Genomic DNA, 26,355 nt, shown 5'->3' on the forward strand with positions numbered 1-26,355 from the left:
ATCAAACCTTCGGAGCCTTATCCACCTGGCTGCCCGTCGCCGGATCGACGAACAGCTTGCGCTCATCGTGACCCTTGCCGCGACGGTCGAAATTGAACATGCCCATGATGCTGCCCGACCTCGCATCGAACGACCCGCCGCCAAGCCGCTTGCCATCGAGCCAGTTGTCCTCGATGAAGCGCACCACGGACGCCTGGTCGATCAGCGTGTGGTCGACGTAATTTTCCTTCGCCCACGGCGAGATCACGACGAACGGGATGCGCGTGCCCGGACCGCAGCGGCCGTTCACGGGCTTGCCGCTCAAGCCGTCGTGCGCCGAGCCCGTGCCGCAGGTGCCGGGCGCCGTCACCTGGTCGGCCACCGTGTCATACGACGCGCTGGTCGGCAGCGTATAGGCGTGGTCGTACCAGCCGTCGGAGTCGTCCCAGGCCACGATCACGGCGGTCTCGTCCCAGTCTTTCTGTTCCTGGAGGAAGTTGACCACCTTCGCGACGAACGCCTGCTCGTCGAGCGGGTCCGAATACCCCGCGTGACCGTCCTGGTAAGCCGGGGCCTTGAGGAAGCTCACCGCCGGGAAATTGCCCGACTTCACCGCGTTAAAGAAGTCGTCGGTATCGTACTGATGGTTGGCCGGGTCCGGGTTTCCGTCCTTGCCAAAGCTGTGGCCGATCGCGGCGATCGAGTTCGGTCGCAGGTGCTTCGGGTTCGACGTCGACGCGAAGTACTGGAACCAGTTGTGGTGCGGGATATAGTCCGCCGTGGCGGCGCCCACGACCGTCGAGAGCGTGCTGCGCTTGCATCCCGTCGTGCCGTTGCTGTTCTGCGTCGCGAGGTCGAAGCCGCCCATGAAGCCGCCCCACGAGACATTGCGCGCGTTCAGCAGGTCGCCGATATTCTTGCCGGTCATCAAGGCGGTATCGGTCGTGCTGGAGCAGCTATCGTAGGCCGGGTCGACGTCGTTGATCATCGTGTACCCGCCCTCGCCGTCGTTCACGTAGTACGAGCCGGCGACCGAAGGCTGTTTCGTTGTGAGCACAACCTTCATGCCGTTGGTCTGTCCCGATACGACTTCGAGCGCGCCCGGCGTCGAGGGGCCGTACGTCGACGTATACGCGTTGTCGCTCATCGCGAATCGTTGCGCGTAGTTCCACAGCGCGGTGACCGTGTTGCCGTCGTAATAGCCCATCACCTGGCCGGTCGTGCCAAACGCGCCGGCCCCGCCGCTCGTGCCCTTACCCGTGTACTTCGGGAAAAGGTCGGCCGCGCCGTTGTCGTACGCCTGCTGCTCGGCCGTATAGGCGTGGTTCTGGTCGGCGGTGGCCGCCTGCGTGCGATCGAGGCGGAACGGATTGGCCGCGCCCGCGCCATTCGCCGTGTTCGTGAAATTGGGGTTGTTGTTGAGGAGCGCGCCCGTGAGGCCATTAACCTCAGGAGTGCCAGGCACGGCGTTGAAAGCCGGTTCGCCCGCCGGGTTGGTCGCGTGCGGATACGTCGCGAAGTAATGATCGAACGAAACGTTCTCGCCATAGATCACGACCAGATGCTTGATGGGCGTGGCAGTGTGAACCTCGTTCGGCCGGCCCTTGTCGTGGTCATCGTCGGCACTCCACGCAACTGTCGATGCGAATGCCGCGGCTGTGAGCGAACCAATTGCTATATGACGCCATTGCATATTCGGCTCCTGGTTGGATTCGTATTGCCCGGATGACCGCGGAGCCGAGGCGCAGAGAGGGTCTGCGTCGCATCATCATGCTGATGCCGTCTGGATGCTTATGGCTACACGGCAACAGGATTAGAGCATCGAGGTATGAATGCTGAGCGTCAGACTCCTTACGAAATATTTTCGGGCGCGAAAACGTTTGCCGGTCGCCGCGAACGCGGCGGGCGCGCGGCGTTCAGGCCCCGCCTTCGCCGCCGAGCGCCTTGAGGCGGCGGTACAGCGTGCGCTCGCTGAGCCCCAGTTGCGCGGCCAGTTCGCTGCGCTTGCCGCGAAAGCCCGCGGCGGCGCGCGCCAGGTCCGCATCGGAGAGCTTGCGGGGCAACGCGTAGTTCGTTGCGGCGGCTTCGAGCACGTCCGAGGGCACGTCGGCGCGCGTCGCGTAGCTCAGCGCATCGGGCAGTTGCGCGGGCCGGATCACGCCGTCGTCTGCCAGCAGGCACGCGCGCTCCAGCACGTTGCGCAGCTCGCGGATATTGCCGGGCCAGCGCCAGGCGCGCAGCCGTTCGAGCGCGTCCGGCGAAATCGTGACCTTGCGCGCGGCGCCGTGTTTTGCCGCCGCAATGCGTTGCAGGATCGAGTCCGCGAGCAGCGGGACGTCTTCAACGCGTTCGCGCACCGCGGGCAAATGGATGGGAAACGCGCTGATGCGAAAGTAGAGATCGGAGCGGAACTGCCCTGCCGCGATCATGGCTTCGAGCGGCTTGTGCGTGGCGGCCACGAGCCGGAAGTCGGCGCGCTGGGTCTCGGTGCTGCCCACGCGCCGGAACGTGCCCGTTTCGATCAGCCGCAGCAGCTTCACCTGCATCGACAGCGGCACGTCGCCGATCTCGTCGAGAAACAGCGTGCCGCCCTGCGCGGTTTCGACCAGCCCCTGCTTGCGGCCCGTGGCACCCGTGAACGCGCCTTTCTCGAAGCCGAACAACTCGCTCTCGAACAGCGTTTCGGTAATGCCAGAGCAATCGACGACGACAAACGGGCGTTGCGCCCGCTCGCTCGCCTCGTGCAGCGCTTGCGCGAACAACTCCTTGCCCGTGCCCGACTCGCCGAGCAGCAAGACCGGCAGCATCGAGGGCGCGACCCGCTGCAACGCGGAGATCGCCTTGTTGAACGCCGGCGCGCGGCCGACGAGCCCTGCGGCGCTCGGCTTGGCCGACGCGCCGCGCACCGTCGCGAGACGCTCGACGTACGCGACGATCTCGGCGTTGGCATCGAAGATCGGCCGCAGCTCCACGTCGACGTGCTCGGGCCCGCGCGGCGTGTGATGAATGTGCAGCACGCGGTCTGCGCTGCGCACCTCCGCCGCGCGCCGCATCGGGCAGTGCTCGCCCGCCTGGTCGCAGGGCACGTCGTAGTGATGCGACACCTGGTAGCACTTGCGCCCGACATGCGCCTGCCCTTTCACGCCGAACTGCCGCTGGTACGCCGTATTGGCCGCGAGAATCTGGTAGTTCGGATCGAGGACGATCGAAGGCTGCGGATCGTACTCCAGGTACGACACGAGCGCGCCCAGATCGGGTGTGCCGTCGGTGTGACGTTCGGGCAAGGTCGAATCTTGCGATGGCAGGTCGGGCGAAATCATGGGCTTGGGTCCGGGCTTCAATTCGGGCTGTGACTCCAGGGATGCCGCACTATACGCCTCGACTGCCATTTCTGCCATGCCACTGCCATTTGGCAGACGTCATGACGCAACCGCCCGCCGCCGCGCCCGTCGACTGACAGCAGGCCGCCCCGGCTCGCCAGGAAATACCCCTAGGAATTAAGCGGTTAGCCTGCCAGCCGCCGCTCTGACCTGCGCTGGCACGATATTTGACTGTTATTCCCGCAAGGAGCCGAAAACCAGGCTCCGCCACACGTGAGGAATAACGGGATGAGTCTTGCCAAGTTCGTCGTCGAAGGACTTTTCGACCCCGCCACCTGGACGGTCAGCTACCTGCTGCTGGACCCCGCAACGAAGCACTGCGCGCTGATCGACACCGTGCTCGACTATGACCCGAAGTCGGGGCGCACCCGCACCGACACGGCCGACCGGCTCGCCGCGCGCGTCGAGGAACTGGGCGCGCGCGTGCAGTGGCTGCTCGAAACGCACGTGCACGCCGATCATCTTTCGGCCGCGCCTTATCTCCAGGCGCGGCTGGGCGGTCGAACCGCGATCGGCGAAGCGGTCACGCGCGTCCAGACGGTATTCGGCAAGCTCTTTCACGCGGGCTCCGAGTTCCGCACCGACGGCTCGCAGTTCGATCAGCTTTTCGGCGATGGCGACGTGTTCCGCGTGGGCGAACTCGAAGTGCGCGTAATGCACACGCCGGGCCACACGCCCGCCTGCGTGACCTATGTGGTCGGCGAAGGCGCTCAACAGGCGGCCTTCGTGGGCGACACGCTGTTCATGCCCGACTACGGCACCGCGCGCTGCGACTTTCCCGGCGGCGACGCCTCGACACTGTACCGCTCGATTCGCCGTGTGCTGAGCCTGCCGCCCGAAACGCGCCTGTACATGTGCCACGACTATCAGCCGGGCGGGCGCGCCGTGAAGTTCGAATCCACCGTGGCCGATGAGCGCGAAGCCAATGTTCACGTGCACGACGGCGTGGACGAGGCGTCGTTCATCGCCATGCGCACGGCGCGCGACGCCACGCTCGACATGCCCGTTCTCATCCTGCCCTCGGTGCAGGTCAACATGCGCGCGGGCCACCTGCCGGAGCCGGAGAGCAACGGCATTGCGTACATCAAGATTCCGGTCAATGTCCTTTGAGCCGCGCGGCAGTCGTCAGTCATTAAAGAACGCACAAGAGAACGTACAAGAGAAAGCACAAGAGGCAAGCATGGAACTCAAGAAGCTCACGGACACCTTCGCCGTTTCCCCGCAGGTCCACGTCGCCGATCTGCCCGCGCTGCGCGAGATGGGCATTCGCGCGATCATCTGCAATCGCCCCGACGGCGAAGGCGCGGACCAGCCCACCTTCACTGAAATCGAGCAGGCGGCCGGTCAATTCGGCATCGAGGCGCATTACCTTCCCGTGGAAACGGGCAAAGTCAGCGATCAGGATGCCGAACGGTTTCGCGGCTATCTGGAAACCCTGCCGCGTCCCCTGCTCGCCTACTGCCGCAGCGGCATGCGCTCGGCCACGCTGTGGGCGCTCGCCAGCGCGCCCGCCATGCCGCTCGTCGAGATTCTCGCCGCGGGCAAGCGCGCCGGCGTCGATCTCAGCGGACTCACGCGCCGCATCGGTTCGCCGCGCGCGAGCGCCGACGATCAGCATGACGTCGTGATCATCGGCGCGGGGGCCGCGGGTGTCGCCACGGCGTCGAGCCTGCTCGCCCGCGCGCCCGATCTCGACATCGCCATCATCGATCCCGCCGACGTGCATTACTACCAGCCCGGCTGGACCATGGTCGGCGCAGGCGTGTTCCACCCGGAAACAACCGCGCGCCCCATGGGCGGCGTGCTCCCGCGCAACGTACGCTGGATCAAGGCGGCGGTGGCCGCGTTCGAACCCGCCGCGAACGCCGTGATACTGGAAGGCTGCCGCGTCGTGACCTACCGGCAGCTCGTGGTCTGCCCCGGCCTGAAGCTCGACTGGAACGCGATCGATGGCCTCGCGCAAACGCTCGGGCGCAATGGCGTGACGTCCAACTATCGTTACGACCTCGCGCCCTATACGTGGGAACTGGTGCAGCAGCTCAAGGGCGGCCGCGCCCTCTTCACGCAGCCGCCCATGCCGATCAAATGCGCGGGCGCGCCGCAAAAGGCCATGTATCTCTCGTGCGATCACTGGCGCCGCAGCAGCCGGCTCGACCAGATCGAGGTGGAATTTTTCAACGCGGGCGCGGCGCTTTTCGGTGTGGCCGACTATGTGCCCGCCCTGATGAAGTATGTCGAGTCGTACGGCATCGATCTGAACTTCGGCATGAACCTCACGGCCGTGGACGGCGAAGCGAAGCAGGCCACCTTCGCGCGCGCACTGCCCGGCGGCGGCAGCGAAACGTTCACGACGGGTTTCGACATGCTCCACGTCGTGCCGCCGCAGAAGGCGCCCGATTTCATCCGCGTGAGTCCGCTCGCCGACGCGGCAGGCTGGGTCGATGTCGATCCGGGCAGCTTGCGCCACAAGGCCTACGAGAACGTCTACGCGCTGGGCGACGTGTCCAGTACGTCGAACGCCAAAACGGCGGCGGCGGCGCGCAAGCAGGCCCCGGTGGTCGCGCACAACGTGCTGGCCGCGCTGGGCGTGAAGCGTGGCGAGGCGTCCTATGACGGCTACGGCTCGTGCCCGCTCACGGTGGAGCGCGGCAAGATCGTGCTGGCCGAATTCCTCTACGGCGGCAAGGTCGCGCCGACCTTCCCCACCTGGCTCATCGACGGCAAGCATCCGTCGCGGCTCGCCTGGCTGATGAAAGAGCGCATCCTGCCGCCGCTTTACTGGAAAGGCATGCTCAAGGGCCGCGAGTGGTTCGTGCAACCCCAGGTGACCGACTGATTCTGGTCCGCTTGCCGTCCTCGAGGTGATCGATGCTGGTCTCGCTTTTACTCGGCGCCGTGGTGGGCGCCATTCTCGGCCTCACGGGCGCGGGCGGGGGCATCCTCGCCGTGCCCGCGCTGGTGTTCGGCATGGGCTGGCCCATGCAGCAGGCCACGCCCGTCGCGCTCGTCGCGGTGGCGGGCAGCGCGGCGGTGGGCGCGCTCGAAGCGTTCCGCAAGCGCCTCGTGCGCTATCGCGCGGCGTTTTTCATGGCAGCGGCGGGCGTGCCGACCACGTTGCTCGGCGCACGCCTCGCGCGCGCCCTTCCCCAGCGGCTCTTGCTCGTGCTGTTCGCCGCCGTGATGCTGTTCGTCGCGCTCAGGCTCCTGCGGCAAACGCTCAAGCGCAAAACGGCGTCGCCGGAGCATTCGCCGCTTTGCGTGGCGCATATCAATCCGGCCACCGGACGCTTCGACTGGACGTGGCCCACCGCGCTCGCGCTCGCGGCAACCGGCTCGGTCACCGGCCTCATGACGGGGCTGCTCGGCGTGGGCGGCGGCTTCATCATCGTCCCCATGATGCGCAAGCTCACCGACGTCTCCATGCACGGCATCGTGGCAACGTCGCTCATGGTGATCGCGCTGGTGGGCAGCGGCGGCGTGCTCGCAACGAGCCTGCATGGCACGGCCTTTCCGTTCGACGTCGCGTTGTGGTTCAGCATCGCCACCGCCGCCGGCATGCTCAGCGGCCGCATTGCCTCCCATCGCCTCGCCGCGCATCACGTGCAGCTTGGCTTCGGGGCCATTCTGGTGTGCGTGGCGCTGGGCCTGATGGCGAAAGCCGTGTTCGCGTGAAAGGCGGCTTTTGCCCGCGCGCGTTCAGGCCTCTTCGGCCTCGGCCAGCGTCGGATAGTCCGTGTAGAACTTTTCCGTGCCGCCAAAAAAGCCTTCGCGGCGCGGCTCGTTCATCGGGGCGTTGGCCTTGATGCGCTCGACGAAATCCGGGTTCGCGAGCACCATCGAGCCATAGGCTTCCAGATCGGCCGCGCCCGCGGCGATGTCCGCGCCCACCTGCTCGCGCGGGCGTCCAGGGCGATTCAGGATCAGCTTGCCGCGCCAGCGTTTGCGGATGTCGGCAAGCAACGGCTCGTCGCCCTGATGCGCGATGTGCAGATACGCAAGGCCGAGCTTGTCGAGTTCGGCGACCAGATAGCGATACAGATCCGGGCCCTCCACGCCTTCGTCGATGCCCCACAGCGTCGTGCCGGGCGAGAGGCGAATGGCGGTGCGATCCGCGCCGATTGCGTCGGCGATGGCGCTCGCGACTTCGATGGCGAAGCGGGCGCGATGCGCGATGGCGCCGCCGTATTCGTCGGTGCGCGTGTTGGCGCTGGGCGCGAGGAACTGCTGGATGAGGTACGCGTTCGCGCCGTGGATTTCGACGCCGTCCGCACCCGCCTCGACCGCGCGCCGCGCCGCGAAGGCGAAGTCGGCAACGCTCTGGCGCACTTCCTCCGTGCTCAACGCGCGCGGCACGGGAATGTCCTGCATCCCCTTGACGGTGAACATGCCCGTGCCCGGCGCGATGGCGGAAGGCGCGACACCCGGCCGGTGGTGAGGCGTGTTGTCCGGGTGCGACATGCGCCCGGCATGCATGAGCTGGATGAAAATGTGGCCGCCCTTCGCGTGCACGGCGTCGGTCGTGCGCTTCCAGCCCGCCACATGCGCGTCGGTGTAGATGCCCGGCGTGCTCAAGTAGCCCTGGCCGTCGTCCGAAGGCTGGGTGCCCTCCGTCACGATCAGACCGACCCCTGCGCGCTGCGCGTAATAGCGGGCGGCCAGCTCGCCCGGCGTGCCGTCGAACTGCGCGCGCGAGCGCGTCATCGGCGCCATCACCAGGCGGTTTTGCAGCGTGTGGCGGCCCACGCGGACCGGATCGAACAGTTGGCTCATGATGAATTCCTCGAATGGGTGGATGCAGGCGCTGGCGGCCTGCGAGTGTTTCAGGCGCGCCGTGCACTTGCCATGAGGAACATCATCGTCCGCTTCCTGCGGGAGATAAATACGGCATTTCGGATATCATTGATCCACTGATGGAGCAATGCGCATGGACGATTACCTCAACGACATGGCCCTCTTCGTGGAGGTCGTGAAGGCGCGCGGCTTTCGGCACGCCGCCGAGGCGATCGGCATGCCGAACTCGACGCTCTCGCGGCGCATCACCGCGCTGGAGAAAACCATCGGGCTGCGGCTGCTGCATCGCACGACACGCAAGATCGAGCTGACCGAGGCGGGGCAGATCTACTTCGAGCGCTGCAAGCGCATTGTCGACGAAGCGCGCCTCGCCCATGAACAGCTTGGCGAGATGCTCGCCCAGCCGAGCGGCGTATTGCGCGTCTCGCTGCCGGTGGATTTCGCCGTGACCTACCTGGCGCCGTTGATCGTGGAGTTCGCGGGCCTGTATCCGGGTATCGCGTTCGATTTCGATCTCACGCCCCGGCGCGTCGATCTGGTCAGCGAGCCCTTCGACGTGGCGATCCGCATGGGCGAGTCGGAGAGTTCGCAACTGATCGCGCGCCCGCTGGCCTCCCTCACGCCACACCTCTATGCGTCGCCCGGCTACCTCGAGCGGGCGGGCGAACCGGGGAAACCCGCCGACCTCAAACAGCACGAATGCCTGAGCATCCTGAAAGCAGGCACCTGGACCTTGCACGACGGCAAGCGGACGGTCACGGTGCCGGTGTCCGGACGCTTCGCGCTCAACAGCGTGGGCATGATCCGGCGGCTCGCCGCGCTCGACATGGGCATTCTTCTGGTGCCGCGCGAAGTCGTTGACGACGAACTGGCGAGCGGGGCGCTGCGCCCGGTCCTGCCAGGGTGGCGCGGCGCGCCCACCTCGATCTACGCGATTACGGAAACGCGTCTGCTGCCCGCGAAAACGCAGCGTTTCATCGAGTTCCTGCGCGAGCGCCTCGCGCGCTAGCGCGCTCCCGTTTTCCTGGCGCTCAGGTTGCGCGGGCGGCGGCCATCGTCATGGTTTCATGCTGATGGTGAGCGGCACGCTCTCCAGCAGATCGTCGAGCCCAAGCCACAAAATCTGAATGCCGATGCAGAGCAGTACGAACGCGAGCAGACGCATGAGCACCTCGGTGCCCACCGGCCCGAGCCGCTTGCCGATGTGCCCCGCAAAGCGCACGCACAGGTAAATCGAGCCGCACAGAACCAGCAACGCCAGCAGCACGCCGACAGCGTTGATGATCTGCACATGGCCGCGCGGGCGCCCGGTGCCCAGCGCGATCGCCACCGCGATCGATCCGGGGCCGACCGAGACAGGCAGCGTCAAGGGATAGAAGGCCATCGCGCGCAGCGACGCCTTGCGCGCGGCGTCGGGCGTCGGCGTGGCCGGCGTCTTGCGCGTTTCATCCGCTGATTTGTGCAGCAGGTTCCAGCCCGCGAACGCGATCACGAGGCCGCCCGCCACCCGCAACACGGGGATCGAAATGCCGAAGAACGAGAGCACGTACGCGCCCATCACCAGCGAACCGAGCAGAATGAAGAGACTGTTGATCGCGATGATGCGCGCGAGAAACGCGCGCTCGCTGGCCGTCGCCTGAGGCACGAGGCTGAGCACGATGAAACCTGCTGCGGGCGGATTGATGACGGGAAAGAGGCCGGCGAAGACGAGCAGGAAGGTGTCGGAGAGTTGGGTGAGCATCCCTGTTTTCCTGTGTGCGACGGCGCAAGCGCCGTGGGCGGATCGCCTCGGGACGGCCAGGCGCGTGATGACGCGAGGCTGCGCCGCATCCCGCGAGTATAGGAAGCGCTGCATGGGGCGCTCAATAAGACGAAGGTCTCATGCGCGGAACTTCGGCACGCACGCGGGCTCGAACGAAACCGTCGAAAATAGCGTCACAGCGTCCAACGCGCGGTTTTGGTATCGGCCGCGCCCGCGCATCTTCCAGACCCCATGCTCATGTCTCTTCGTCGATGACCCTCGCGCCCCGACCTCGATTGCTGCCCGGCCTGCTCGCCCTCTCCCTGGCCATTGCCGCCCTGGCTGCCGCGGCGGTGCCCGCCGGGGCGAGCGCCGCCACCCACCACAGCGCCTCGGCGCGTACGGTCCACGCCGCTCCGAAGAAGAAAAAGCGCGTCGCGCACAAGCAGAAGCCCGCGCATCGAAGCACGCCCGCCGACGCGCCCTCCAGCAAGCTCTCCACCTCGAAGCGCCGCACCAAACGCGCGAAGCCGAAGCACCCTCCGCCCACAGCGCCGCAGCACGTGGCCCACGCGCACGGCAAGCGCGAACACGCGCCGCGCCTGCTCGCGCGCTGCGGTTTCACGCCTGCGTCGCGCGGCAAGATCTTCTCGCATGCGGTCTATGTCGTCGACGAAAACACCCACACGCCGCTCTACGCGCGCAACGCCGACGCTGTCGCGCCCATTGCCTCGGTGTCGAAGCTGATGACGGCCGTGGTCTGGCTCGACAGCGCGCATGCGCCGCTGCAACGCCACCTCTCGATCACGACCGCCGACCTCGACACGCTCAAGTTCACCGGTTCGCGCCTCGACGTGGGGGCGAGCCTCACGCGCGCGAACCTGCTGCACGTCGCGCTCATGTCTTCGGAGAATCGCGCGGCGGCGGCGCTCAGCCGCGACTATCCGGGCGGCCGCCCCGCGTTCGTCGCGGCGATGAATGCGAAGGCGCACCGGCTCGGCATGCCGCACACGCATTTCGTGAACGGCACGGGGCTCTCGCCGCAGAACGTTTCGACCGCGCGCGAACTGGCGAGCCTCGTGCGCGCGGCCAACGGCTATCCGCTGATCCGCCGCTATTCGATCGATCATGAGGAGCGCGTGCCGACCGGCAACGGCCAGTTGCAGTATGTGAACAGCAACCGCCTCGTGCGCTACGGGCAGGTGCACGCGAGCGTGCAGAAAACCGGCTTTATCAACGAGTCCGGGCACAACATGGTCATGCGCGTGATGGTGCACGGCCGCCGGCCCGTGATCGTCACGATGCTGGGCAGCGCGACGCCTGAAGGCTCGCGCCTGGACGGCGTGCGCATCGCGCACTGGCTGTCCTGCTCATTGCGATGAGCGCGGGGCCTCAGGTGAGCGCGCGGCTTTCTCCCAGCGCATTCCAGCGGCGAATGGCGCGGCATTCGTGGTCGAAGCCCAGTATGCTCACCGAGGCCGTGTCGAGATACAGATGCGCGCCGAGCGCCGCCGAACCGGACACCCAGCAGCCCGCGAGCGCACGCAGGAAATGCGCGTGCGAAACGAGCGCCACGCGCCCGCGCATGGCGAGCAGGTTTTCGACCACCATCGCGGCGCGCGCCTGAACGCGCGCGAGATCCTCGCCTTGCGGAATGGGCGAATGCCATACGCTCCAGCCGGGATCGGTGCGATGGATTTCCGCTGTGGTGCGCCCTTCGTAGATCCCGTAGTCCCACTCGTGCAGGTCTGCCGTGATCGTCATCTGAGCGCCCAGACCCGCAAGCTGGCAGGTTTCGATGGCGCGCGCCATCGGGCTGCACAGCACGGCGTCGAAACGCTGCGCGCCGAGCGTGGCGGCCAGCGAGCGCGCCTGCTCGCGCCCATGCTCGGTGAGCGCGATATCCGTGCTGCCGGTGTGCTGCCCCGAGCGGCTCCATAGTGTTTCGCCGTGACGGATCAACCAGACTTCGCGCACGCCGGGGGACACTTCGGCAGGATTGGCAGACATCGTGAACTCCGCGTTCGAGCCCCGCGCGGTGCGCGCGGGATCCCGGCAGCATACCCGTTTTGATGCGGCTTTGCCCTTTGCGATGGCGCACGCACGGCCAGAAATGAAGGCATATCGAAAGCCGCGTGACGCCACCTGAGCGGCGCCACGCTTTTTACATGGCAGTCCGAATCGATTGCTCGAAGAGTCGCGTCAGAAGAGATGCGACATGCCGACCACCGCCAGAGTCTGCGACGTATGCGGCGCCGTGACCGACACGCCGGGCCAGCTCATGGTCGCCTCGCCGTGGTTCTTCAGATAACCCGCGCGCGCGTAAAGACTCGTGCGCTTCGAGACCTGATGCTCGTAACCCAGCTCCACGCCGAACGTCTCGTCGTTGATGCCGTGGATATTGCGCTGAATGCCCGCGATCTGGAACGAGTCGAACGAACTCGCCTGAATCGACGCACCCACTTCCGTGATGTTATACGGATGCGCGCTGCCAATCAGGGCGGCGAGCGAATGCGCGGCCGGCGTCTTGGGGCTGGCGTACGAGTAGTTGGCCTGAAGATTGACGATGCCGATGCGGTACGCGAGCGCCGCCGTGTAGTGCTCCGTGCCCACGAGCGTGAGCGCGGACGGCAGGCTCGGCACGGTCTCGACACCCGAGTGCTCGTTCATGTACGCAAGCCCGACGAACAGGCCATAGCCGGTATAGGTCGCGGAAACGTCGAGAATATTGCCCGTCGTGGCGGGCACGGGCTGGGTGACGGTCGCGGCGAAGCCATACATCGCGTTGAGCTGGAACCCGGCGAGCTTCGGCGAAACGTAGAGAATGGCGTTGCTCGTGCGGCCCGCCGCGTACTGCGTGGAAAGCGTGTTGCGGTCGGTCGCCAGCACGGCCGCCGAGAGCGGCGAGAGCACTTCGTTGGCGCGGAACGGGTCGGTCGGGTACACGGCCCGGAAGCTCGGCTGATACTGCCGCCCGAACGTGAGCGAGCCGTAGTCGGCGTGCGCGACGCCCACCCAGGCCTGGCGATAGAACAAGGTGGTCGTATCGGCGAAGGCGGAGCCGTTGTTGATGTTGTAGCCGCTTTCGAGCACGAAATTGGCCTTGAGTCCGCCGCCCAGATCCTCGGAGCCCTTGAGGCCGAACATCGAGCCCGTCGAGCCGCCGCTGCGCTGCGAGACGGACGCGCTGCCGCCGTTGTTGAGGTACTGGAAGAACGTGTCGGCCACGCCATAGAGCGTGACGCTCGTCTGGGCGCAGGCGCTACCCGCGGCCATCGCGAACATCGCGCCCATCACGCTCCGGCTGATCAGCTTCAAACGCATGCATTGTCTCCTCTTCTGTTTTCAGTCTCCGCTCGATGGCGGTATGGATTGCACTGCGCACTGCGAATTGCCAGAAAAACCTGTTATGTCAATCGGAAGCGCAAGCGTCAGCGCGTCCCCTGCCCCTCCTTTGCGGGCCGTAGCCACACGAAACCCGCAAGGCCCGCCACCGCGAGCAGTGCGCCCGTGATGCCGAAGCCGGATTCGAAGCCGCGCGCGCCCGGCATCGCATCGACGAAACGGCCCATCAGCGCCGGGGCGAACACGCCGGCCGTGGTGGCGAGCGCATGCACGCACGACAGCATCGCGGCGCGGCTCGCGCCCGGCACGACCTCGGCCACGAGTTGCGGGCCGAACGCGAACACCTGCGTGGCGAACGCGCAAGCCACGCCGACCAGCGCCACCTTGACGAGCGGCGGCCACGCCGCGAGCGAGGCGCACAACAGCACGCCGCCGGCCACGCAGCACGCGCTCACGAGCACGCCCCGCGCGAGACGCGTGGAGACGTTGCGCTTGAGAAGCGCATGCGAGAGCGAGGCGAGCGCGAAGCCGACGGGCACCTGCAACAGGACCTGGAGGCCGAACAGCCAGCCCGCGCGCGCGGCCGGCATGCCCAGCCCGAGACGGAAATACACGGGCATCCACGTAATGCCGCAAGCCACGACCGCATAACCGACGAACGACTGGAGCAGCACGCAAAGGACCATGGGGCGGGCGAAGTGCGCGCGCAGCACGCGCCATGTCGGGGCGGCCGGCCGCGCGCCGCCGGAGGCCTGCGCTTGCGCGCGGCCGCCGCCCGCGAGACGCAACGCGAGCCAGAGCGCCACCCACGCCACGCCGGCCACGCCAAGCGCGAGGAAAGTCGCGCGCCAGTGCCAACGCTGCTCGACGAACGTGAGCGCGGGCCCGGCCAGCACGAGGCCCGCCGTCGCGCCTAGCTGCACGATCAGCGTGGGCAAGCTGCGTTGCCGGTCGTCGAAGGCCTCGTAGGTCACGTGCATCGCGAGCGGCAGCGCGGGGCCTTCGCCTGCGCCGAGCAGGATGCGGCACGCCAGCAGCGTCGCGAAGCTCGCCGGCCAGATCATCGGCACCTGCGCGGCGACCCACACGAGCGCGAGCCCGGCAAGGAGCCACGTGGGATCGAGCCGGTCCGCGATCGCCCCCACGCCGATGGCCGACACCGCGAACAGCAGGAAGAACGCGCTGCCGACCATGCCGAGCTGGGAGGCGCTCAACCCCATCTCGCGCATCATCGGCACCGCGACGAGGCCGATCACGGCTTTGTCCGCGAAATTGAGCGCCATGAAGAGAAACAGCACGGCCACCGTGGCCCAGCCGCTGCGCGCACGGACGGCACGCTGGGCGGCTACGGGTTGTTCGATCTGAAGCATGAGTCGTGCCCCTGGGTTTTAACTAACCTTTCAATTTAATTCGTTATCCGAATAGAATTGAAAGCTATCGGCTTGTGATTGCGCGTCGCGCGTCAGGCGGTTTGGCGCATCAGGTCCGCCGCTTTCTCCGCGATCATGATCGCGGCGGCATTGGTGTTGCCGCCCACGAGCGTCGGCATGATCGAGGCGTCGACCACGCGCAGCCCTGTCACGCCGCGCACGCGCAGTTGCGGATCGACCACGGACTGCGCATCGGCGCCCATGCGGCAGGTGCCCACCGGGTGATAGACCGTGTCCGCGTTGCGGCGTACGAAGGTGCGGACGGCCTCGTCGCTTGCGTCGTCGCCCGCCGCGCCGTTAGCGATCCCGGCGGTGAAAAGCTCGCGGCCGCCGTGGCGAGCCAGCGCCTCCTGCGCGAAGATGCGCCGCACCAGCTTGACGCCCGCGACCATGCCGTCCAGGTCGCGCTCGTCGGCGAGAAAGCGCGGGTCGATCGCGGGCGCGTCGTGCATATGCGGCGAGCGCAAGCGCACTTCGCCGCGGCTGTGAGGCCGCAGCACGCAGGCGTGGCACGAGTAGCCGTGCCCGCGCGGCGGCTTGCCTTCGCCGCGGTTGCCGAGCATCGCGGGCACGAAATGCAGTTGCAGGTCGGGGGCGGCGAGTCCCGGCGCGCTGCGCACGAACGCACCCGCCTCGGCCAGGTTCGAGGTGACCATGCCCGTGCGGGTGCGCCGGTAGCGGTGAATCTCGCGCGCGAGGCGCAGCAGGCCCGGCACCGAGCGGCCAAACAACTCCGTCGAGGCGACCTGCTTGTTGACGATGATGTCCAGGTGGTCTTGCAGATTCTGGCCGACCTGCGGCGCGTCGTGCACGACATCGATGCCGAATTCGCGCAGATGCGCGGCCGGTCCGATGCCCGAGGCCATGAGCAATTGCGGCGAGTGAAACGCGCCCGCGCTCAGCACGATTTCACGGCGTGCGCGCACGCGTTGCGTCTGCCCGCCGCGCACGATCTCGACCGCTACCGCGCGCGCGCCTTCGAACACGATGCGTTGCGCCTGTGCCTCGGTCAGCACCGCGAGCCGCTCGCGGCCGCCGTTGTGCGCGATGTCGGCGCGATGGCCGCCATGCAGATACGCGCGCGCTGTGTTCCAGCGCTCACCGTTGCGCTGCGTGACCTGGTAGAGCCCGACGCCCTCCTGCTCCGCGCCGTTGAAGTCGGGGTTCGGCTTCAGCCCGGCCTGCAAGGCGGCGTCGATGAAGTGCCGCGAAAACGGATTGGGCGAGCGCAACTCGCTCACATGCAGTGGCCCGCCCGCGCCGTGATACGCGCTCTCGTGACCGTCTGCGCAACGCTCGTTCGCTTCGCTGCGCCGGAAATACGGGAGGACGTCTTCGTACGCCCAGCCCGTGCAACCCGCGTTGGCCCACGCATCGAAATCCACGCGATGACCGCGTATATAAACCATGCCGTTGATCGACGAACTGCCGCCGAGCCCGCGCCCGCGCGGCTGATACGAGCGGCGGCCGAGCAGCCCCGCCTGCGGCTCCGTATGCAGCGCATAGTTGCGCGGACCCGCGCGCGGCACCGTGGCCGCAATGCCGAGCGGCGCCCACACCGAATAGTGATGATCGCTCGGCCCCGCCTCGACGAGCGCGACGCTCGCGTTCGAAGCGTCCGCGAGGCGCGCGGCGATCGCGCAACCCGCCGAGCCCGCGCCGATCACCACGTAGTCGAATTCCAGCTCCGCCACGCGCGTTGCGTTCCCCTTCTCTGCCGTTCGATTCATTGCGCGCAACCGGTGATCTGCTTGTATTCGAGGAATTCCGCAAGCCCGTACGCACCGTGCTCGCGACCGTTGCCGGATGCCTTCATGCCGCCGAACGGCGCGGCGAGATCCATCTTCGCGCCGTTGATCTGCACGCTGCCCGCGCGCAGCCGTGCGGCCACGCGGCGCGCACGCGCCGCATCGCCCGACCAGACATAGGCGGCGAGGCCATACGGGGTGTCGTTGGCGATGGCGATGGCTTCCTCTTCCGTGTCGAACGGCAGGATCGCGAGCACCGGCCCGAAAATCTCCTCGCGCGCGATCGCCATGTCATTGCGCACGTCGGCGAACACGGTCGGCCGCGCGAAGAAGCCACGCGACAGATGCGCCGGGCGGCCCGGTCCACCGGCCACGAGGCGCGCGCCCTCTTCCACGCCGACGGCGATCATGTGCTGCACCTTTTCGTACTGCGCACGATTGGAAATGGGGCCGAGAATCGTGTCCGGCGCGGCGGGATCGCCCACCTTCAGCGCATTGGCCGTTGCAGACGCAACTTCCACGGCAGTTTCGTAGTGCTTGCGCTGCACGAGCAGGCGCGTGGGCGCGATGCACGTTTGCCCCGAATTGAGCATGCAGGCCAGCACACTCGCTTTCACGGCCGTGGGCAGATCGGCGTCGTCGAACACGAGGTTGGGCGACTTGCCGCCCAGTTCCTGCGCCACGCGCTTGACCGTGCCCGCCGCGTTCGTGGCGATCTGCGCGCCCGCGCGCGTGGAACCGGTGATCGACACCATGTCCACGTCCGGGTGACTGGAAAGCGCCGCGCCCACGGTCGCGCCGTCGCCGTACACCAGATTGAACACGCCCGGCGGCACACCGGCTTCGTGCAGGATTTCAGTGAAAAGGCGTGCGTCGAGCGGCGCGATTTCCGATGGCTTGAGCACGATCGTGCAGCCCGCCGCAAGCGCGGGCGCGACTTTCGCCGCGATCTGGTTGAGCGGCCAGTTCCACGGCGTGATGAGCGCGACCACACCCACCGCTTCGCGCACGATCTCGGTCGTGCCGCGCCGCTCGGCGAATTCGAACGATTCGAGCGCGGCGCGCGCGCTTTGCAACTGGGCGAGACCCACGCGCACCTGCAATTCATGGCTCAGCTTGACCGGCGCGCCGATTTCGGTGCTCACCGCGCCCGCCAGTTCCTCGTAGCGAGCGGTATAGCACTCGATGATCCGTGTGAGCAGCGCCACGCGGCTCGCCACGCTCGTGGCCGACCACGCCGGCCAGGCCGCGCGCGCGGCGGCGACGGCACGCTCGACGTCGGCCTGCGTGCCCAGGTGCACGGTGCCCGTCACGGTCTCGGTAACGGGGCACACCATCTCATGAAGTTGCCCGCCTGGCGCGGGCGCGACCCACTGGCCGCCAATGTAGTACGTGTCGAGTTTGTGCACGGCAAAGGTTTCCTTTCGAATGGAACGCGCGGGGCGTCAGAACGGCTTGTCGCCGATGATCGTCGCGCGCATCATGCGCCGCACGGCCGGGAAGTAGTCCTGAATGGCGTAGTGCTGGGTCGAGCGGTTGTCCCAGAACGCGATGGTGTTCGGCTCCCAGCGCAGGCGCACCTGATACTCCGGCACGGCGGCCTGGCGGAACAGGTACTGGAGCAGTTCGAATTCGCCGTAGCGGTAGTCGAAGCCCACGCGGAACGTGCCCTTGCTCAGATAATTCGCGAGATGGGTCGTGAAGCCCTCGTTCACGTAGAGGATCTTTTCGCCGCTTTCAGGGTGCGTGCGCACGACGGGGTGCGTAACGGCGGGAAACTTCGCGCGGTTCGCCGCGCGTTCTTCGGCCGACATGCGCGAGCCGAACGACGGCATGATGTCGTGCACCGCTTCGAGATCGGCAAGCTGATCCTTCACCGCCTGGGGCAGTTCCGCATAGGCCTTCGCCATGTTCACCCAGATCGTGTCGCCGCCGCTGCGCGGGCATTCCATGCAGCGCAGCATCGACGCCATCGAGGGAATCTCGCGCCAGGACACGTCCGAGTGATAGATGTTCTCGCGCGCCTTCGAAGCCTGCGTGCCGCCCAGCAGCACGAGTTCGGGATGGTCGGCGTGATGCGGGAACACCGGGTGCACTTCGAGTTCGCCGAAGCGGCGCGCCAGCGCCACGTGCTGGGCGGGCGTGATGTCCTGGTCGCGGAAGAACAGCACCTTGTGCTGCACGAGCGCCGCGCGCAGCGCGGCGATGGTCGCTTCGTCGAGCGTCTCGCGCAGATCGATGCCGGCCACTTCCGCCCCGATCGCGGGCGAAACGGCTTCGAGCGTGAAGCGCGCGGGCGCGCAAGGCTGCGTGGCGGCGTGCGCCGCAATCGCATTCGTCATGTCGTGTCTCCGTTATGGCGCGGGCCTGGCCCGCGCCTTATCTAATTGACCTGCAATGGTGTTACCTTAGGGCGGACACAAATCGCTGTCGTGGTCCTAACGCAGGAACTACGCATGCGCCTTGCGGTCCTTCGAACGGAGCAAGGGTTTGCCCGCGGCCTCCTCCTTTCGGGCGGGGGCTCAAGCCTTGATGTCGTTGCGCGGCCAACGGAATGCAGGCGGCTCCTTGCGGGCAAAACGCGCCGCAGCCTCGCGCAGATAGGGCGACGTCAACGCAATGGCCTGTGCGCCCGCTTCGGCGTCGAGCAGCGCGCCGAAGTCGCGCTCGAACGTCTGCGCGAGCAGACGCTTGGTCATGGCGAACGCTTCGGGCGATTGCGTGCTCATGGCAAGCGCGAGTTCCTGTGCGCGGGCGCCCAGCGCCTCGGCGGGCAGCACGTCGAGCACGAGGCCGAGCGCTTGCGCTTCGCGCGCGGGCAATTCGCGCGCCGAATAAACGAGTTCGCGCGTGCGCTGCGCGCCGATCATACGCGGCAGCGTATGCAGCGCCCCGAGGTCGGGCAACAGGCCCATGCGCGCGAAGGCAAGGCAAAAGCACGCCCGATCGCTCGCGACGATGAAATCGGCCATCAACGCGAGGCTGAAGCCCGCACCGTAGGCAACGCCATCCACTGCGGCGATCACGGGCTTGTCGAAGGCCGCGAGCGCCGCGCATGGGCGCTGGCTTTCGATCATGCGGCGGCGCACCGAAGCCGTGTCCACTTGCGCGCCACCTTGCATCGCACTTACATCGCCGCCCGCACAGAAGTCGCCGCCCGCGCCGCAAAGCACGAGCGCGCGCACCGTGGCGTCGCGGTTCAGCGATTCGACGGCGTCGGCAAGCTCGCCGAGCGCGCTGGCGCTCAGGGCGTTCTTGCGGCCGGGATTGTCGAGCGTCAGCGTAGCGACGCCATTTTCAATGGTAGTCCTGATCATTCTTTGGAAGTCCGGTCCGGATGGAGAACCGCCCCGCGCATGGCGGGGCGGCGTGCGTGTTTCAGTCTTCCATCGCCTCGGCGTAGCTCGCCGTGTGATGGTCGCTGTCGCCGAGCAGCGGATCGAACATCGTGAGACGCTTGAAATAGTCGCCCACTTCCAGCTCGTCGGTCATGCCCATGCCGCCGTGCAGTTGCACCGCCTGCTGGCCGACGAAGCGCCCGGCCTTTGCCACCGTGACCTTCGCGGCCGCGAGCATGCGGCGGCGCTTGCGCGCATCGGGCTCGTCCAGCGCCTGCGCGGCCACGTAGGCCATGGAGAGCGCAAGCTCCTTTTGCACGACCATGTCCGCCATACGGTGCTGGAGCGCCTGGAAAGCGGCCAGCGGCTGGCCGAACTGGCGGCGCGTGCGCAGATACTCGGCCGTGATCTCGATGAGCCGCTCCATCGCACCGGCCGCTTCGGCGCACAGCGCGGCGATGCCGTGGTCCACACCATGCGCGAGCGCGGCCACGCCCTCTCCCGGCGCGCCGATCAACGCATCGGCGCCAAGCGCAACGGCGTCGAGTTTCACGTCGGCCGCACGCTGGCCGTCCATGGTCGGATAGCCCGTCACGCTCACACCACGGCTTTCGCGCGGCACGAGGAACAGCGCGATTTCGCCCGTGGCAGGGTCGCCCACGCGCGCGCTGACGATAAAGGCGTCAGCGATTTCGCCATGCCACACCAGCGCCTTCGCGCCGTCGAGCACGTAGCCGCGCCCCACCGGCGCGGCCCGCGTGGCGACTGCGTCGAGGCGGTAGCGCGACGCGGCCTCGGCATACGCGGGCACGACGATCTGCGCGCCCGTTGCCATCGCGCCAAGCACGCGGTCCTGCTGCGCCGCGCTGCCATGGGCGGCGAGTATCGCCGTTGCCATCACGCTGCACGGGACCACCGGCTCCTGCACGAGGGCGCGGCCCAGTTCGCGCTGCACCACGAGCCGGCTCGCCGCGCCTTCGCCAAAGCCGCCATATTGCGCGGGTGTGGTCAAGCCGAGCACGCCCATTTCGGCAAGCTGCGACCAGATCGTGCGATCGAAGCTCGCGCCTTCGCGGGCCCGGCGGCGCCGCTGCGCGAACGGATATTCGCTCTCGACGAAGCGGCGCAGGCTGTCTGCGAGCATTTGCTGCTCTTCGCTATACGTGAAGTCCATATGCGTGTCCTAAAAGCCGATGATCATCTTCGCGATGATGTTCTTTTGCACCTCGGTCGCGCCGCCGTAAATCGAGGTCTTGCGCATGTCGAAGTAGGTGGACGCCGCCGGCGGAGCCCATTGCGGCCCGCTAACGGGCGCATGGGCGCCCGCCTCGAGCCATTGCGGCGCGTAAGGCCAGCCGTGCGGCCCGGCCACTTCCTGCTGGAGCATGGCGATGTCCTGTTGCAGTTCCGAGCCGCGAATCTTGACGATCGAAGCTTCCGGGCCGGGCCCGCGCCCGCCGCCGGCCGTCGCCACGCGCAGCAATAGCATTTCCAGCGCCATGAGGTCCATTTCCAGGCGCGCGATCTTGTCGCGCATGCGCGCGTCGTCGAGCATGCGGCCGCCCTTGCCATCGGCGCCCTGCGCGGCGTAGTGCTTCAACTGGCGCAGTTCGCGATAGCAGTGGCCAATGCCCGCAATGCTCGTGCGCTCGTGGCCCAGCAGATACTTCGCATAGGTCCAGCCGCGGTTCTCCTCGCCCACGAGATTCTCCACGGGCACCTCGACGTCTTCGAACCAGGTCTCGTTCACGTCGTGGCCGCCGTCGAGCGTGACGATCGGCCGGACCGTGACGCCCGGCGACTTCATGTCGATCAGCAGCATCGAAATGCCTTCCTGCGGCTTCGCTTCGGAGTCCGTTCTAACGAGGCAGAAAATCCAGTCGGCGAAATGCGCCATCGTGGTCCAGGTTTTCTGCCCGTTCACGATGTACTTGTCGCCCTTGCGCACGGCGCGCGTTTTCAGCGAGGCGAGATCCGATCCCGAGCCCGGCTCCGAGTAGCCCTGGCACCAGAAGTCGTCGACATCCGGAATGCGCGGCAGGAAGCGCTCCTGCATGGACGGGCTCGCGTATTTCATGAGCACCGGCCCGATCATCGTGAGGCCGAACGGCAGGAGGCGCGGCGCGCCCGCGCTGAGCGTCTCGATCTCGAAGATCAGCCGCTCCAGCGCATTCCAGCCCGTGCCGCCGTGCGCCTTGGGCCACGTTGGCGCGCCCCAGCCGCGCGCGTTGAGGATGCGATGCCAGCGCACGTAGTCGTCTTTCTCCACGCGCTGGTGCCCGAGCACTTTCTCGCGGATATCGGCGGGCAGATTCTCCCGCATGAAAGCGCGAACTTCTTCGCGGAACGCCTGTTCCGCTGCGGTATAACGCAAATCCATCTGGTGCTCCTTTCGGTACGACGTGACTGCGCTGCGTTACAGCGTGCGGGCGATCAGTTCCTTCATGATCTCGTTGGAGCCGCCAAAAATCTTGCTCACGCGAGCGTTCACGTAAAGCCGCGCAATGGGGTACTCCATCATGTAGCCGTAGCCGCCATGCAGTTGCAGACATTCGTCGATGATTTCGCAGCTTCGTTGCGTGCACCACCATTTCGCCATCGCCGCGGTTTCCGCATCGAGTTCCCCGCGCAGCACCTTCGCCATGCAATCGTCGATGAACGTGCGCGCGATGGTCGCATGGGTCTTGCATTCGGCCAGCTTGAAACGCGTGTTCTGCATGTCGAGCAGGCTCGCGCCGAACACCTTGCGCTCGCGCACATATGCCGTGGTCACTTCGAGCGCTTTTTCCATTGCGCTCAGTGCGCCGAGCGCGATGATCATGCGCTCCTGCGGCAACTGCTGCATCAACTGGTAGAAGCCCTTGCCCTCTTCCGTGCCGAGCAGGTTGGCGCACGGCACGCGCACGTCGTCGAAGAACAGTTCCGCGGTGTCCTGGCCCTTCTGGCCCATCTTTTCGAGCACGCGACCGCGCCGGAAGCCGGGCAGATCGTCGGTTTCGACCACCACGATCGAGACGCCCCTCGCGCCCTGCGCCGGGTCGGTCTTGACGACCACGCAAATCAGGTCCGCGAGCAGCCCGTTCGAGATGAACGTCTTCGAACCGTTGATGACGTAGTGGTCGCCGTCGCGCACCGCGCGCGTCTTGATGCTCTTGAGGTCCGAGCCCGCGCCCGGCTCGGACATCGCGATGGCGGCCACGCTTGCGCCGCTCGCCATCTTCGGCAGCCACTTGCGCTTTTGCTCCTCGGTGCCGTAGCGCAGGATGTAATGCGCGACGATGCCGCTATGCACGTTCGTGCCGAGGCTCGACACCATCGCGCGCGACTGTTCGAGCGCGATGATCGCTTCGTGCGCGAAGGTGCCGCCCCCGCCGCCGTACTCCTCGGGAATGCTCGCGCAGAGCATGCCGAACTCGCCGGCCTTGCGCCACACCTCGCGGTCCACATGCTGCTGCTTCCACCAGCGTTCCTCATGGGGCGCGAGTTCGCGCTCGATGAATTTGCGGATCGAATCCTGGAACAGCACGAGATCGTCCGTGATCCACGGACTGCGGTTTTCAGCCATGTTCGTTTCCTTCGTCAAGCCTGCGCGCGCGGGCGCAAATTACGGACGGCCGCCGCCGACCACCAGCACCTGCCCCGACACGTAGTTCGATTCGGGAATGCACATGAGATACACCGCGCCTGCGGCTTCTTCCGGCGTGCCGCCACGGCCCACGGGAATCATCGCTTCGATGTTCTTCATGAGTTGCGCGTTCACGCCCACCTTGATCTCCTGGCCCGCGATGTCGATGGTCGAACTGTTGCCCTCGCCCGCCACGGCTTCGGTCAGGCGTGTCTTGATGAGGCCGAACGCCACGCTATTGACGTTGACCTTGTAGCGGCCCCACTCCTTCGCGAGCGCCTTGGTAAGCCCGTTGATCGCGGCCTTCGCGGCCGAGTAGTTCGCCTGGCCCGCGTTGCCCATCACGCCCGAAACGGACGAGATGTTCACGACCTTGCGGAACACTTCCTGGCCCGCGTCGGCCTCGGCCTTCGCGCTCTCGCGGAAGTAGTCGGCGGCTGCGCGCAGAATGCGGAACGGCGCGCTCACGTGAACGTCCATGATGGCGTTCCATTGGTCGTCGCTCATCTTCTGGATCACGTTGTCCCAGGTGTAGCCCGCGTTGTTCACGATGATGTCCAGACGCCCGAACGCTTCGAGCGCCGTGCCCACGAAGCGCGTGCCGAAATCGGCGTCGGTCACGCTGCCCGCGCAGGCCACCGCCTTGCCGCCCGCCGCGACGATCTCGGCCACCACGCTTTGCGCGGGTTCCGCGTCCAGATCGTTGACCACGATCGCCGCGCCCTCGCTCGCGAGCTTCAACGCGATCTCGCGGCCAATGCCGCGGCCCGAACCCGATACGATAGCGACCTTGCCAGTCAGTTTGCTCATGTTTTGTCTACTCCTTGTTCATGGATAGGGGTTACGTCAGGCGTCGAGCGCGACCAGCGCTTCGCCCGACAGCTTGATTTCGCCTTGTGCGTCGCGCGTGGTGAGCGCGACCTTGACGGTGCGCGCGGCTTCGTCGCGCTCGGTAACGACGCCGCTACAGGTGATGGCGTCGCCCACCTGGGTGATCGCGGCAAAGCGCACCGAGAACTCGCGGATAGCCTGCTGCGGCACCCAGTTCGTGAGCAGCCGCCCGAGATACGCCATGGACAGCATGCCGTGCGCGAACACGTCGGGCATGCCCGCGCGGCGCGCGAAGTCGAGATCGACGTGAATCGGGTTGTGGTCGCCCGAGGCGCCCGCGTAGAGCGCGAGCGTGAGGCGCGTGAGCGGCGCGGCGGCGAACGGCGGCAACGCGCTGCCTACGGCCAGATCGTCGAAACGAATCGATTGCATGATGACTCCTGCTTCTGTTGCGTGCGTGGTTTCGTGATGCATGGCATTTAGCCGTTGCGCACGACGATCACGCTGCGCAGGTCGGCAACGGGCGCGTCGTTTTCCGCGTTCGTCACGCGCGTTTCGCGCACGACGAACTCCAGCGCGCCGCCCTTCTTGTCGTAGATGTCCGCAATGCGCGTTTCGAAGGCCAGGCGTTCGCCCGCGTACGCCATGCGGTGATAGCGAAAGTTCTGCTCGCCGTGCAGCACGCGGCCGATGTCGATGTTCAGGCGCTCGACCGTCGCGCGCGGATTGGGCGACTCCATTTCGAGGCAGAACAGGAACGTGGGCGGCACGGGCAGCGCGGGATAGCCCGCCGCGCGCGCCGCTTCGTCGTCGATATAACGGCTGTCGGTCTGGCCGGTCGCCTTCGCGAAGAAGCGCAGGCGGCCCGCCTCGACGAGGGCCGTGTGACGCGAGATCAGCGTGCCGATATGGCTTTTGTCGATCATCGTCGGGCCTCCCGGTTATTGGCGCTCGTAGAGCGTGACCACGCACGCGCCGCCGAGCCCGAGGTTATGCTGAAGGCCGAAGCGCGCGCCCGCGACCTGGCGGTCCTGCGCCTGGCCGCGCAGTTGCCACACGAGTTCCGTGCATTGCGCGAGTCCCGTCGCGCCCAGCGGATGCCCCTTCGAAAGCAGACCGCCCGAGGGGTTCGTGACGACGCGCCCGCCATAGGTGTTGTCGCCGTCGAGAATGAACTTCTCCGCCGTGCCTTCGGGCGTCAGGCCCAGGCCTTCATAGGTGATGAGCTCGTTCGCGGTGAAGCAGTCGTGCAGTTCGACGACCTGAATATCTTCGGGGCCCACGCCCGCTTTTTCATACACCTGTTGCGCGGCCGCGCGCGTCATGTCGTAGCCCACCACCTTGCGCATGTCGCCTTCGTCGAACGTGCTGTTGCGGTCCGTGGTCATGGCCTGCGCCTTGATCACCACACGCGTGTCGAGGCCGTGCTTCTTCGCGAACGCCTCCGAGCACACAATGGCCGCCGCCGCGCCGCAGGTGGGCGGGCAGCACTGCAAGCGCGTGAGCGGATCGAACACGGCGGGCGACGCCATCACCTCTTCCAGCGTCACGGTGTTGCGGAACACGGCGAACGGGTTGCGCGCGGCATGCTGGCGCGCCTTCACCGAAATACGGCCGAAAGTCTCCGGCTTGATGTCGTATTCCTTCATGTAGGCGCGCCCGCCGCCGCCGAAGAACTGCGCCGCGCGCGGCGCGGTTTCGTCGAAGCCCTGCACTTCCAGCATGGTCTTGACGAAGCGCTCCATCGGCGTGGGGCGGTCCGTGTACGCGCCCTTGAGCGCGCCCGGCACCATCTGCTCGAAGCCCAGCGCGATGGCACATTCCACGGCCCCGCTTTCCACGGCCTGACGCGCAAGGAACAGCGCGGTTGAACCCGTCGCGCAGTTGTTGTTCACGTTCACGACGGGAATGCCCGTGAGGCCCACGCCATAAATCGCGGCCTGGCCCGAGGTCGAATCGCCGAACACATAGCCCACGTAGGCCTGCTCGACGAGCGCGTAGTCAATGCGCGCATCGGCGAGCGCCGCCTTCGCGGCGTTGGCGCCCATGGTCGCGTAATCGTCGCTCGCGCCGGGCTTCGTGAACGGAATCATGCCGACGCCGGCTACCACTACCTTGTTAGTCATTCTGGATACCTTACTAAATGT

The 26,355-nt window shown here is 66.8% G+C and carries 23 protein-coding genes; 5 read left to right on the forward strand and 18 right to left on the reverse strand.

The annotated features are described in order from the left end of the window. Position 1: 1 nt before the first annotated feature. Both C7401_RS32655 and C7401_RS32660 read right to left on the reverse strand, forming a co-directional pair. The gene (locus tag C7401_RS32655) at positions 2–1,672 is read right to left on the reverse strand and encodes a phospholipase C (protein WP_112175741.1); all 1,671 of its coding nucleotides are present in this window, start codon (positions 1,670–1,672) and stop codon (positions 2–4) included. Between the two features lie 223 nt (positions 1,673–1,895). Next, a complete protein-coding gene (locus tag C7401_RS32660; RefSeq protein WP_112175743.1) occupies positions 1,896–3,299 on the reverse strand; it encodes a sigma-54 interaction domain-containing protein in 1,404 nt (467 codons plus the stop codon). Positions 3,300–3,587: 288 nt separating this feature from the next. Between C7401_RS32660 and C7401_RS32665 the strand changes: the two genes are divergently transcribed. The 3 genes from C7401_RS32665 (at position 3,588) to C7401_RS32675 (ending at position 7,031) form a co-directional block, all read left to right on the forward strand. Continuing rightward, complete coding sequence (locus C7401_RS32665) at positions 3,588–4,469, forward strand: MBL fold metallo-hydrolase (protein ID WP_112175744.1); 882 nt, start codon at positions 3,588–3,590, stop codon at positions 4,467–4,469. 70 nt (positions 4,470–4,539) lie between these two features. After that, the gene (locus tag C7401_RS32670; RefSeq protein ID WP_112175746.1) at positions 4,540–6,195 is read left to right on the forward strand and encodes a bifunctional protein tyrosine phosphatase family protein/NAD(P)/FAD-dependent oxidoreductase; all 1,656 of its coding nucleotides are present in this window, start codon (positions 4,540–4,542) and stop codon (positions 6,193–6,195) included. 32 nt (positions 6,196–6,227) lie between these two features. Then, positions 6,228–7,031 carry a sulfite exporter TauE/SafE family protein gene (locus tag C7401_RS32675; RefSeq protein ID WP_112175748.1) on the forward strand — a complete coding sequence of 268 codons (804 nt, stop codon included), beginning with the start codon at positions 6,228–6,230 and terminating at the stop codon, positions 7,029–7,031. 24 nt (positions 7,032–7,055) lie between these two features. On the opposite strand, the gene C7401_RS32680 is transcribed toward C7401_RS32675, so the two are convergent. Next, complete coding sequence (locus tag C7401_RS32680; RefSeq protein ID WP_112175750.1) at positions 7,056–8,129, reverse strand: alkene reductase; 1,074 nt, start codon at positions 8,127–8,129, stop codon at positions 7,056–7,058. Positions 8,130–8,283: 154 nt separating this feature from the next. Here C7401_RS32680 and C7401_RS32685 point away from each other — a divergent pair, with 154 nt between their 5' ends. After that, entirely contained in the window at positions 8,284–9,159 is an 876-nt protein-coding gene (locus C7401_RS32685) for a LysR family transcriptional regulator (RefSeq protein WP_112175751.1), read from the forward strand. A 48-nt stretch (positions 9,160–9,207) separates the two neighbouring features. On the opposite strand, the gene C7401_RS32690 is transcribed toward C7401_RS32685, so the two are convergent. Beyond that, a complete protein-coding gene (locus C7401_RS32690; RefSeq protein WP_112175753.1) occupies positions 9,208–9,891 on the reverse strand; it encodes a MarC family protein in 684 nt (227 codons plus the stop codon). A gap of 272 nt (positions 9,892–10,163) precedes the next feature. Between C7401_RS32690 and C7401_RS32695 the strand changes: the two genes are divergently transcribed. Further along, on the forward strand, positions 10,164–11,273 hold the full coding sequence (locus tag C7401_RS32695; protein WP_112175755.1) for a serine hydrolase: 1,110 nt from the start codon (positions 10,164–10,166) through the stop codon (positions 11,271–11,273). A gap of 10 nt (positions 11,274–11,283) precedes the next feature. On the opposite strand, the gene C7401_RS32700 is transcribed toward C7401_RS32695, so the two are convergent. From C7401_RS32700 to C7401_RS32765, 14 genes are all read right to left on the reverse strand, one after another. After that, positions 11,284–11,901 carry a histidine phosphatase family protein gene (locus C7401_RS32700; RefSeq protein ID WP_112175757.1) on the reverse strand — a complete coding sequence of 206 codons (618 nt, stop codon included), beginning with the start codon at positions 11,899–11,901 and terminating at the stop codon, positions 11,284–11,286. A gap of 192 nt (positions 11,902–12,093) precedes the next feature. After that, entirely contained in the window at positions 12,094–13,209 is a 1,116-nt protein-coding gene (locus C7401_RS32705; RefSeq protein ID WP_112175824.1) for a porin, read from the reverse strand. A gap of 113 nt (positions 13,210–13,322) precedes the next feature. Next, positions 13,323–14,606, reverse strand: coding sequence for an MFS transporter (locus C7401_RS32710; protein ID WP_112175759.1), 1,284 nt, complete (start codon positions 14,604–14,606; stop codon positions 13,323–13,325). 92 nt (positions 14,607–14,698) lie between these two features. Further along, entirely contained in the window at positions 14,699–16,396 is a 1,698-nt protein-coding gene (locus C7401_RS32715) for a GMC family oxidoreductase (RefSeq protein ID WP_112175761.1), read from the reverse strand. Continuing rightward, entirely contained in the window at positions 16,393–17,823 is a 1,431-nt protein-coding gene (locus C7401_RS32720) for an aldehyde dehydrogenase family protein (RefSeq protein ID WP_112175763.1), read from the reverse strand. Before C7401_RS32720 ends, C7401_RS32715 begins: the two co-directional genes overlap by 4 nt. A 36-nt stretch (positions 17,824–17,859) precedes the next feature. After that, complete coding sequence (locus C7401_RS32725) at positions 17,860–18,756, reverse strand: TauD/TfdA dioxygenase family protein (RefSeq protein ID WP_112175765.1); 897 nt, start codon at positions 18,754–18,756, stop codon at positions 17,860–17,862. Positions 18,757–18,936: 180 nt separating this feature from the next. Continuing rightward, positions 18,937–19,731 carry an enoyl-CoA hydratase/isomerase family protein gene (locus tag C7401_RS32730; RefSeq protein ID WP_112175767.1) on the reverse strand — a complete coding sequence of 265 codons (795 nt, stop codon included), beginning with the start codon at positions 19,729–19,731 and terminating at the stop codon, positions 18,937–18,939. A 61-nt stretch (positions 19,732–19,792) separates the two neighbouring features. Beyond that, a complete protein-coding gene (locus C7401_RS32735) occupies positions 19,793–20,926 on the reverse strand; it encodes an acyl-CoA dehydrogenase family protein (protein WP_112175769.1) in 1,134 nt (377 codons plus the stop codon). Positions 20,927–20,935: 9 nt separating this feature from the next. Beyond that, entirely contained in the window at positions 20,936–22,132 is a 1,197-nt protein-coding gene (locus C7401_RS32740; protein ID WP_112175771.1) for an acyl-CoA dehydrogenase family protein, read from the reverse strand. Positions 22,133–22,168: 36 nt separating this feature from the next. Continuing rightward, positions 22,169–23,317, reverse strand: coding sequence for an acyl-CoA dehydrogenase family protein (locus C7401_RS32745; RefSeq protein WP_112175772.1), 1,149 nt, complete (start codon positions 23,315–23,317; stop codon positions 22,169–22,171). Between the two features lie 39 nt (positions 23,318–23,356). After that, on the reverse strand, positions 23,357–24,187 hold the full coding sequence (locus tag C7401_RS32750; RefSeq protein WP_112175774.1) for an SDR family NAD(P)-dependent oxidoreductase: 831 nt from the start codon (positions 24,185–24,187) through the stop codon (positions 23,357–23,359). A 36-nt stretch (positions 24,188–24,223) separates the two neighbouring features. Further along, positions 24,224–24,640: a MaoC family dehydratase gene (locus C7401_RS32755; protein ID WP_112175776.1), complete on the reverse strand. Its 417-nt coding sequence runs from the start codon at positions 24,638–24,640 to the stop codon at positions 24,224–24,226. A 47-nt stretch (positions 24,641–24,687) separates the two neighbouring features. Beyond that, positions 24,688–25,134 (reverse strand): MaoC family dehydratase N-terminal domain-containing protein, encoded by a 447-nt coding sequence (locus C7401_RS32760; RefSeq protein WP_112175778.1) that lies wholly within the window; start codon positions 25,132–25,134, stop codon positions 24,688–24,690. 15 nt (positions 25,135–25,149) lie between these two features. Continuing rightward, positions 25,150–26,334: a lipid-transfer protein gene (locus tag C7401_RS32765; RefSeq protein WP_112175780.1), complete on the reverse strand. Its 1,185-nt coding sequence runs from the start codon at positions 26,332–26,334 to the stop codon at positions 25,150–25,152. Between the last annotated feature and the right edge of the window lie 21 nt (positions 26,335–26,355).

It is taken from the genome of Paraburkholderia unamae (genome assembly GCF_003268775.1).
Classification (GTDB): Bacteria; Pseudomonadota; Gammaproteobacteria; order Burkholderiales; family Burkholderiaceae; genus Paraburkholderia; species Paraburkholderia unamae.

Coding starts and splice junctions, on each gene's coding strand:
- C7401_RS32660 (WP_112175743.1), bottom strand. CDS start 3,299: ATGATTTCGCCCGACCTGCCATCGCAAGATTCGACCTTGCCCGAACGT.
- C7401_RS32730 (WP_112175767.1), bottom strand. CDS start 19,731: ATGATCAGGACTACCATTGAAAATGGCGTCGCTACGCTGACGCTCGAC.
- C7401_RS32760 (WP_112175778.1), bottom strand. CDS start 25,134: ATGATCGACAAAAGCCATATCGGCACGCTGATCTCGCGTCACACGGCC.
- C7401_RS32740 (WP_112175771.1), bottom strand. CDS start 22,132: ATGGATTTGCGTTATACCGCAGCGGAACAGGCGTTCCGCGAAGAAGTT.
- C7401_RS32715 (WP_112175761.1), bottom strand. CDS start 16,396: ATGAATCGAACGGCAGAGAAGGGGAACGCAACGCGCGTGGCGGAGCTG.
- C7401_RS32765 (WP_112175780.1), bottom strand. CDS start 26,334: ATGACTAACAAGGTAGTGGTAGCCGGCGTCGGCATGATTCCGTTCACG.
- C7401_RS32750 (WP_112175774.1), bottom strand. CDS start 24,187: ATGAGCAAACTGACTGGCAAGGTCGCTATCGTATCGGGTTCGGGCCGC.
- C7401_RS32690 (WP_112175753.1), bottom strand. CDS start 9,891: ATGCTCACCCAACTCTCCGACACCTTCCTGCTCGTCTTCGCCGGCCTC.
- C7401_RS32675 (WP_112175748.1), top strand. CDS start 6,228: ATGCTGGTCTCGCTTTTACTCGGCGCCGTGGTGGGCGCCATTCTCGGC.
- C7401_RS32755 (WP_112175776.1), bottom strand. CDS start 24,640: ATGCAATCGATTCGTTTCGACGATCTGGCCGTAGGCAGCGCGTTGCCG.
- C7401_RS32725 (WP_112175765.1), bottom strand. CDS start 18,756: ATGACGAATGCGATTGCGGCGCACGCCGCCACGCAGCCTTGCGCGCCC.
- C7401_RS32685 (WP_112175751.1), top strand. CDS start 8,284: ATGGACGATTACCTCAACGACATGGCCCTCTTCGTGGAGGTCGTGAAG.
- C7401_RS32710 (WP_112175759.1), bottom strand. CDS start 14,606: ATGCTTCAGATCGAACAACCCGTAGCCGCCCAGCGTGCCGTCCGTGCG.
- C7401_RS32680 (WP_112175750.1), bottom strand. CDS start 8,129: ATGAGCCAACTGTTCGATCCGGTCCGCGTGGGCCGCCACACGCTGCAA.
- C7401_RS32745 (WP_112175772.1), bottom strand. CDS start 23,317: ATGGCTGAAAACCGCAGTCCGTGGATCACGGACGATCTCGTGCTGTTC.
- C7401_RS32735 (WP_112175769.1), bottom strand. CDS start 20,926: ATGGACTTCACGTATAGCGAAGAGCAGCAAATGCTCGCAGACAGCCTG.
- C7401_RS32665 (WP_112175744.1), top strand. CDS start 3,588: ATGAGTCTTGCCAAGTTCGTCGTCGAAGGACTTTTCGACCCCGCCACC.
- C7401_RS32700 (WP_112175757.1), bottom strand. CDS start 11,901: ATGTCTGCCAATCCTGCCGAAGTGTCCCCCGGCGTGCGCGAAGTCTGG.
- C7401_RS32670 (WP_112175746.1), top strand. CDS start 4,540: ATGGAACTCAAGAAGCTCACGGACACCTTCGCCGTTTCCCCGCAGGTC.
- C7401_RS32695 (WP_112175755.1), top strand. CDS start 10,164: ATGACCCTCGCGCCCCGACCTCGATTGCTGCCCGGCCTGCTCGCCCTC.
- C7401_RS32655 (WP_112175741.1), bottom strand. CDS start 1,672: ATGCAATGGCGTCATATAGCAATTGGTTCGCTCACAGCCGCGGCATTC.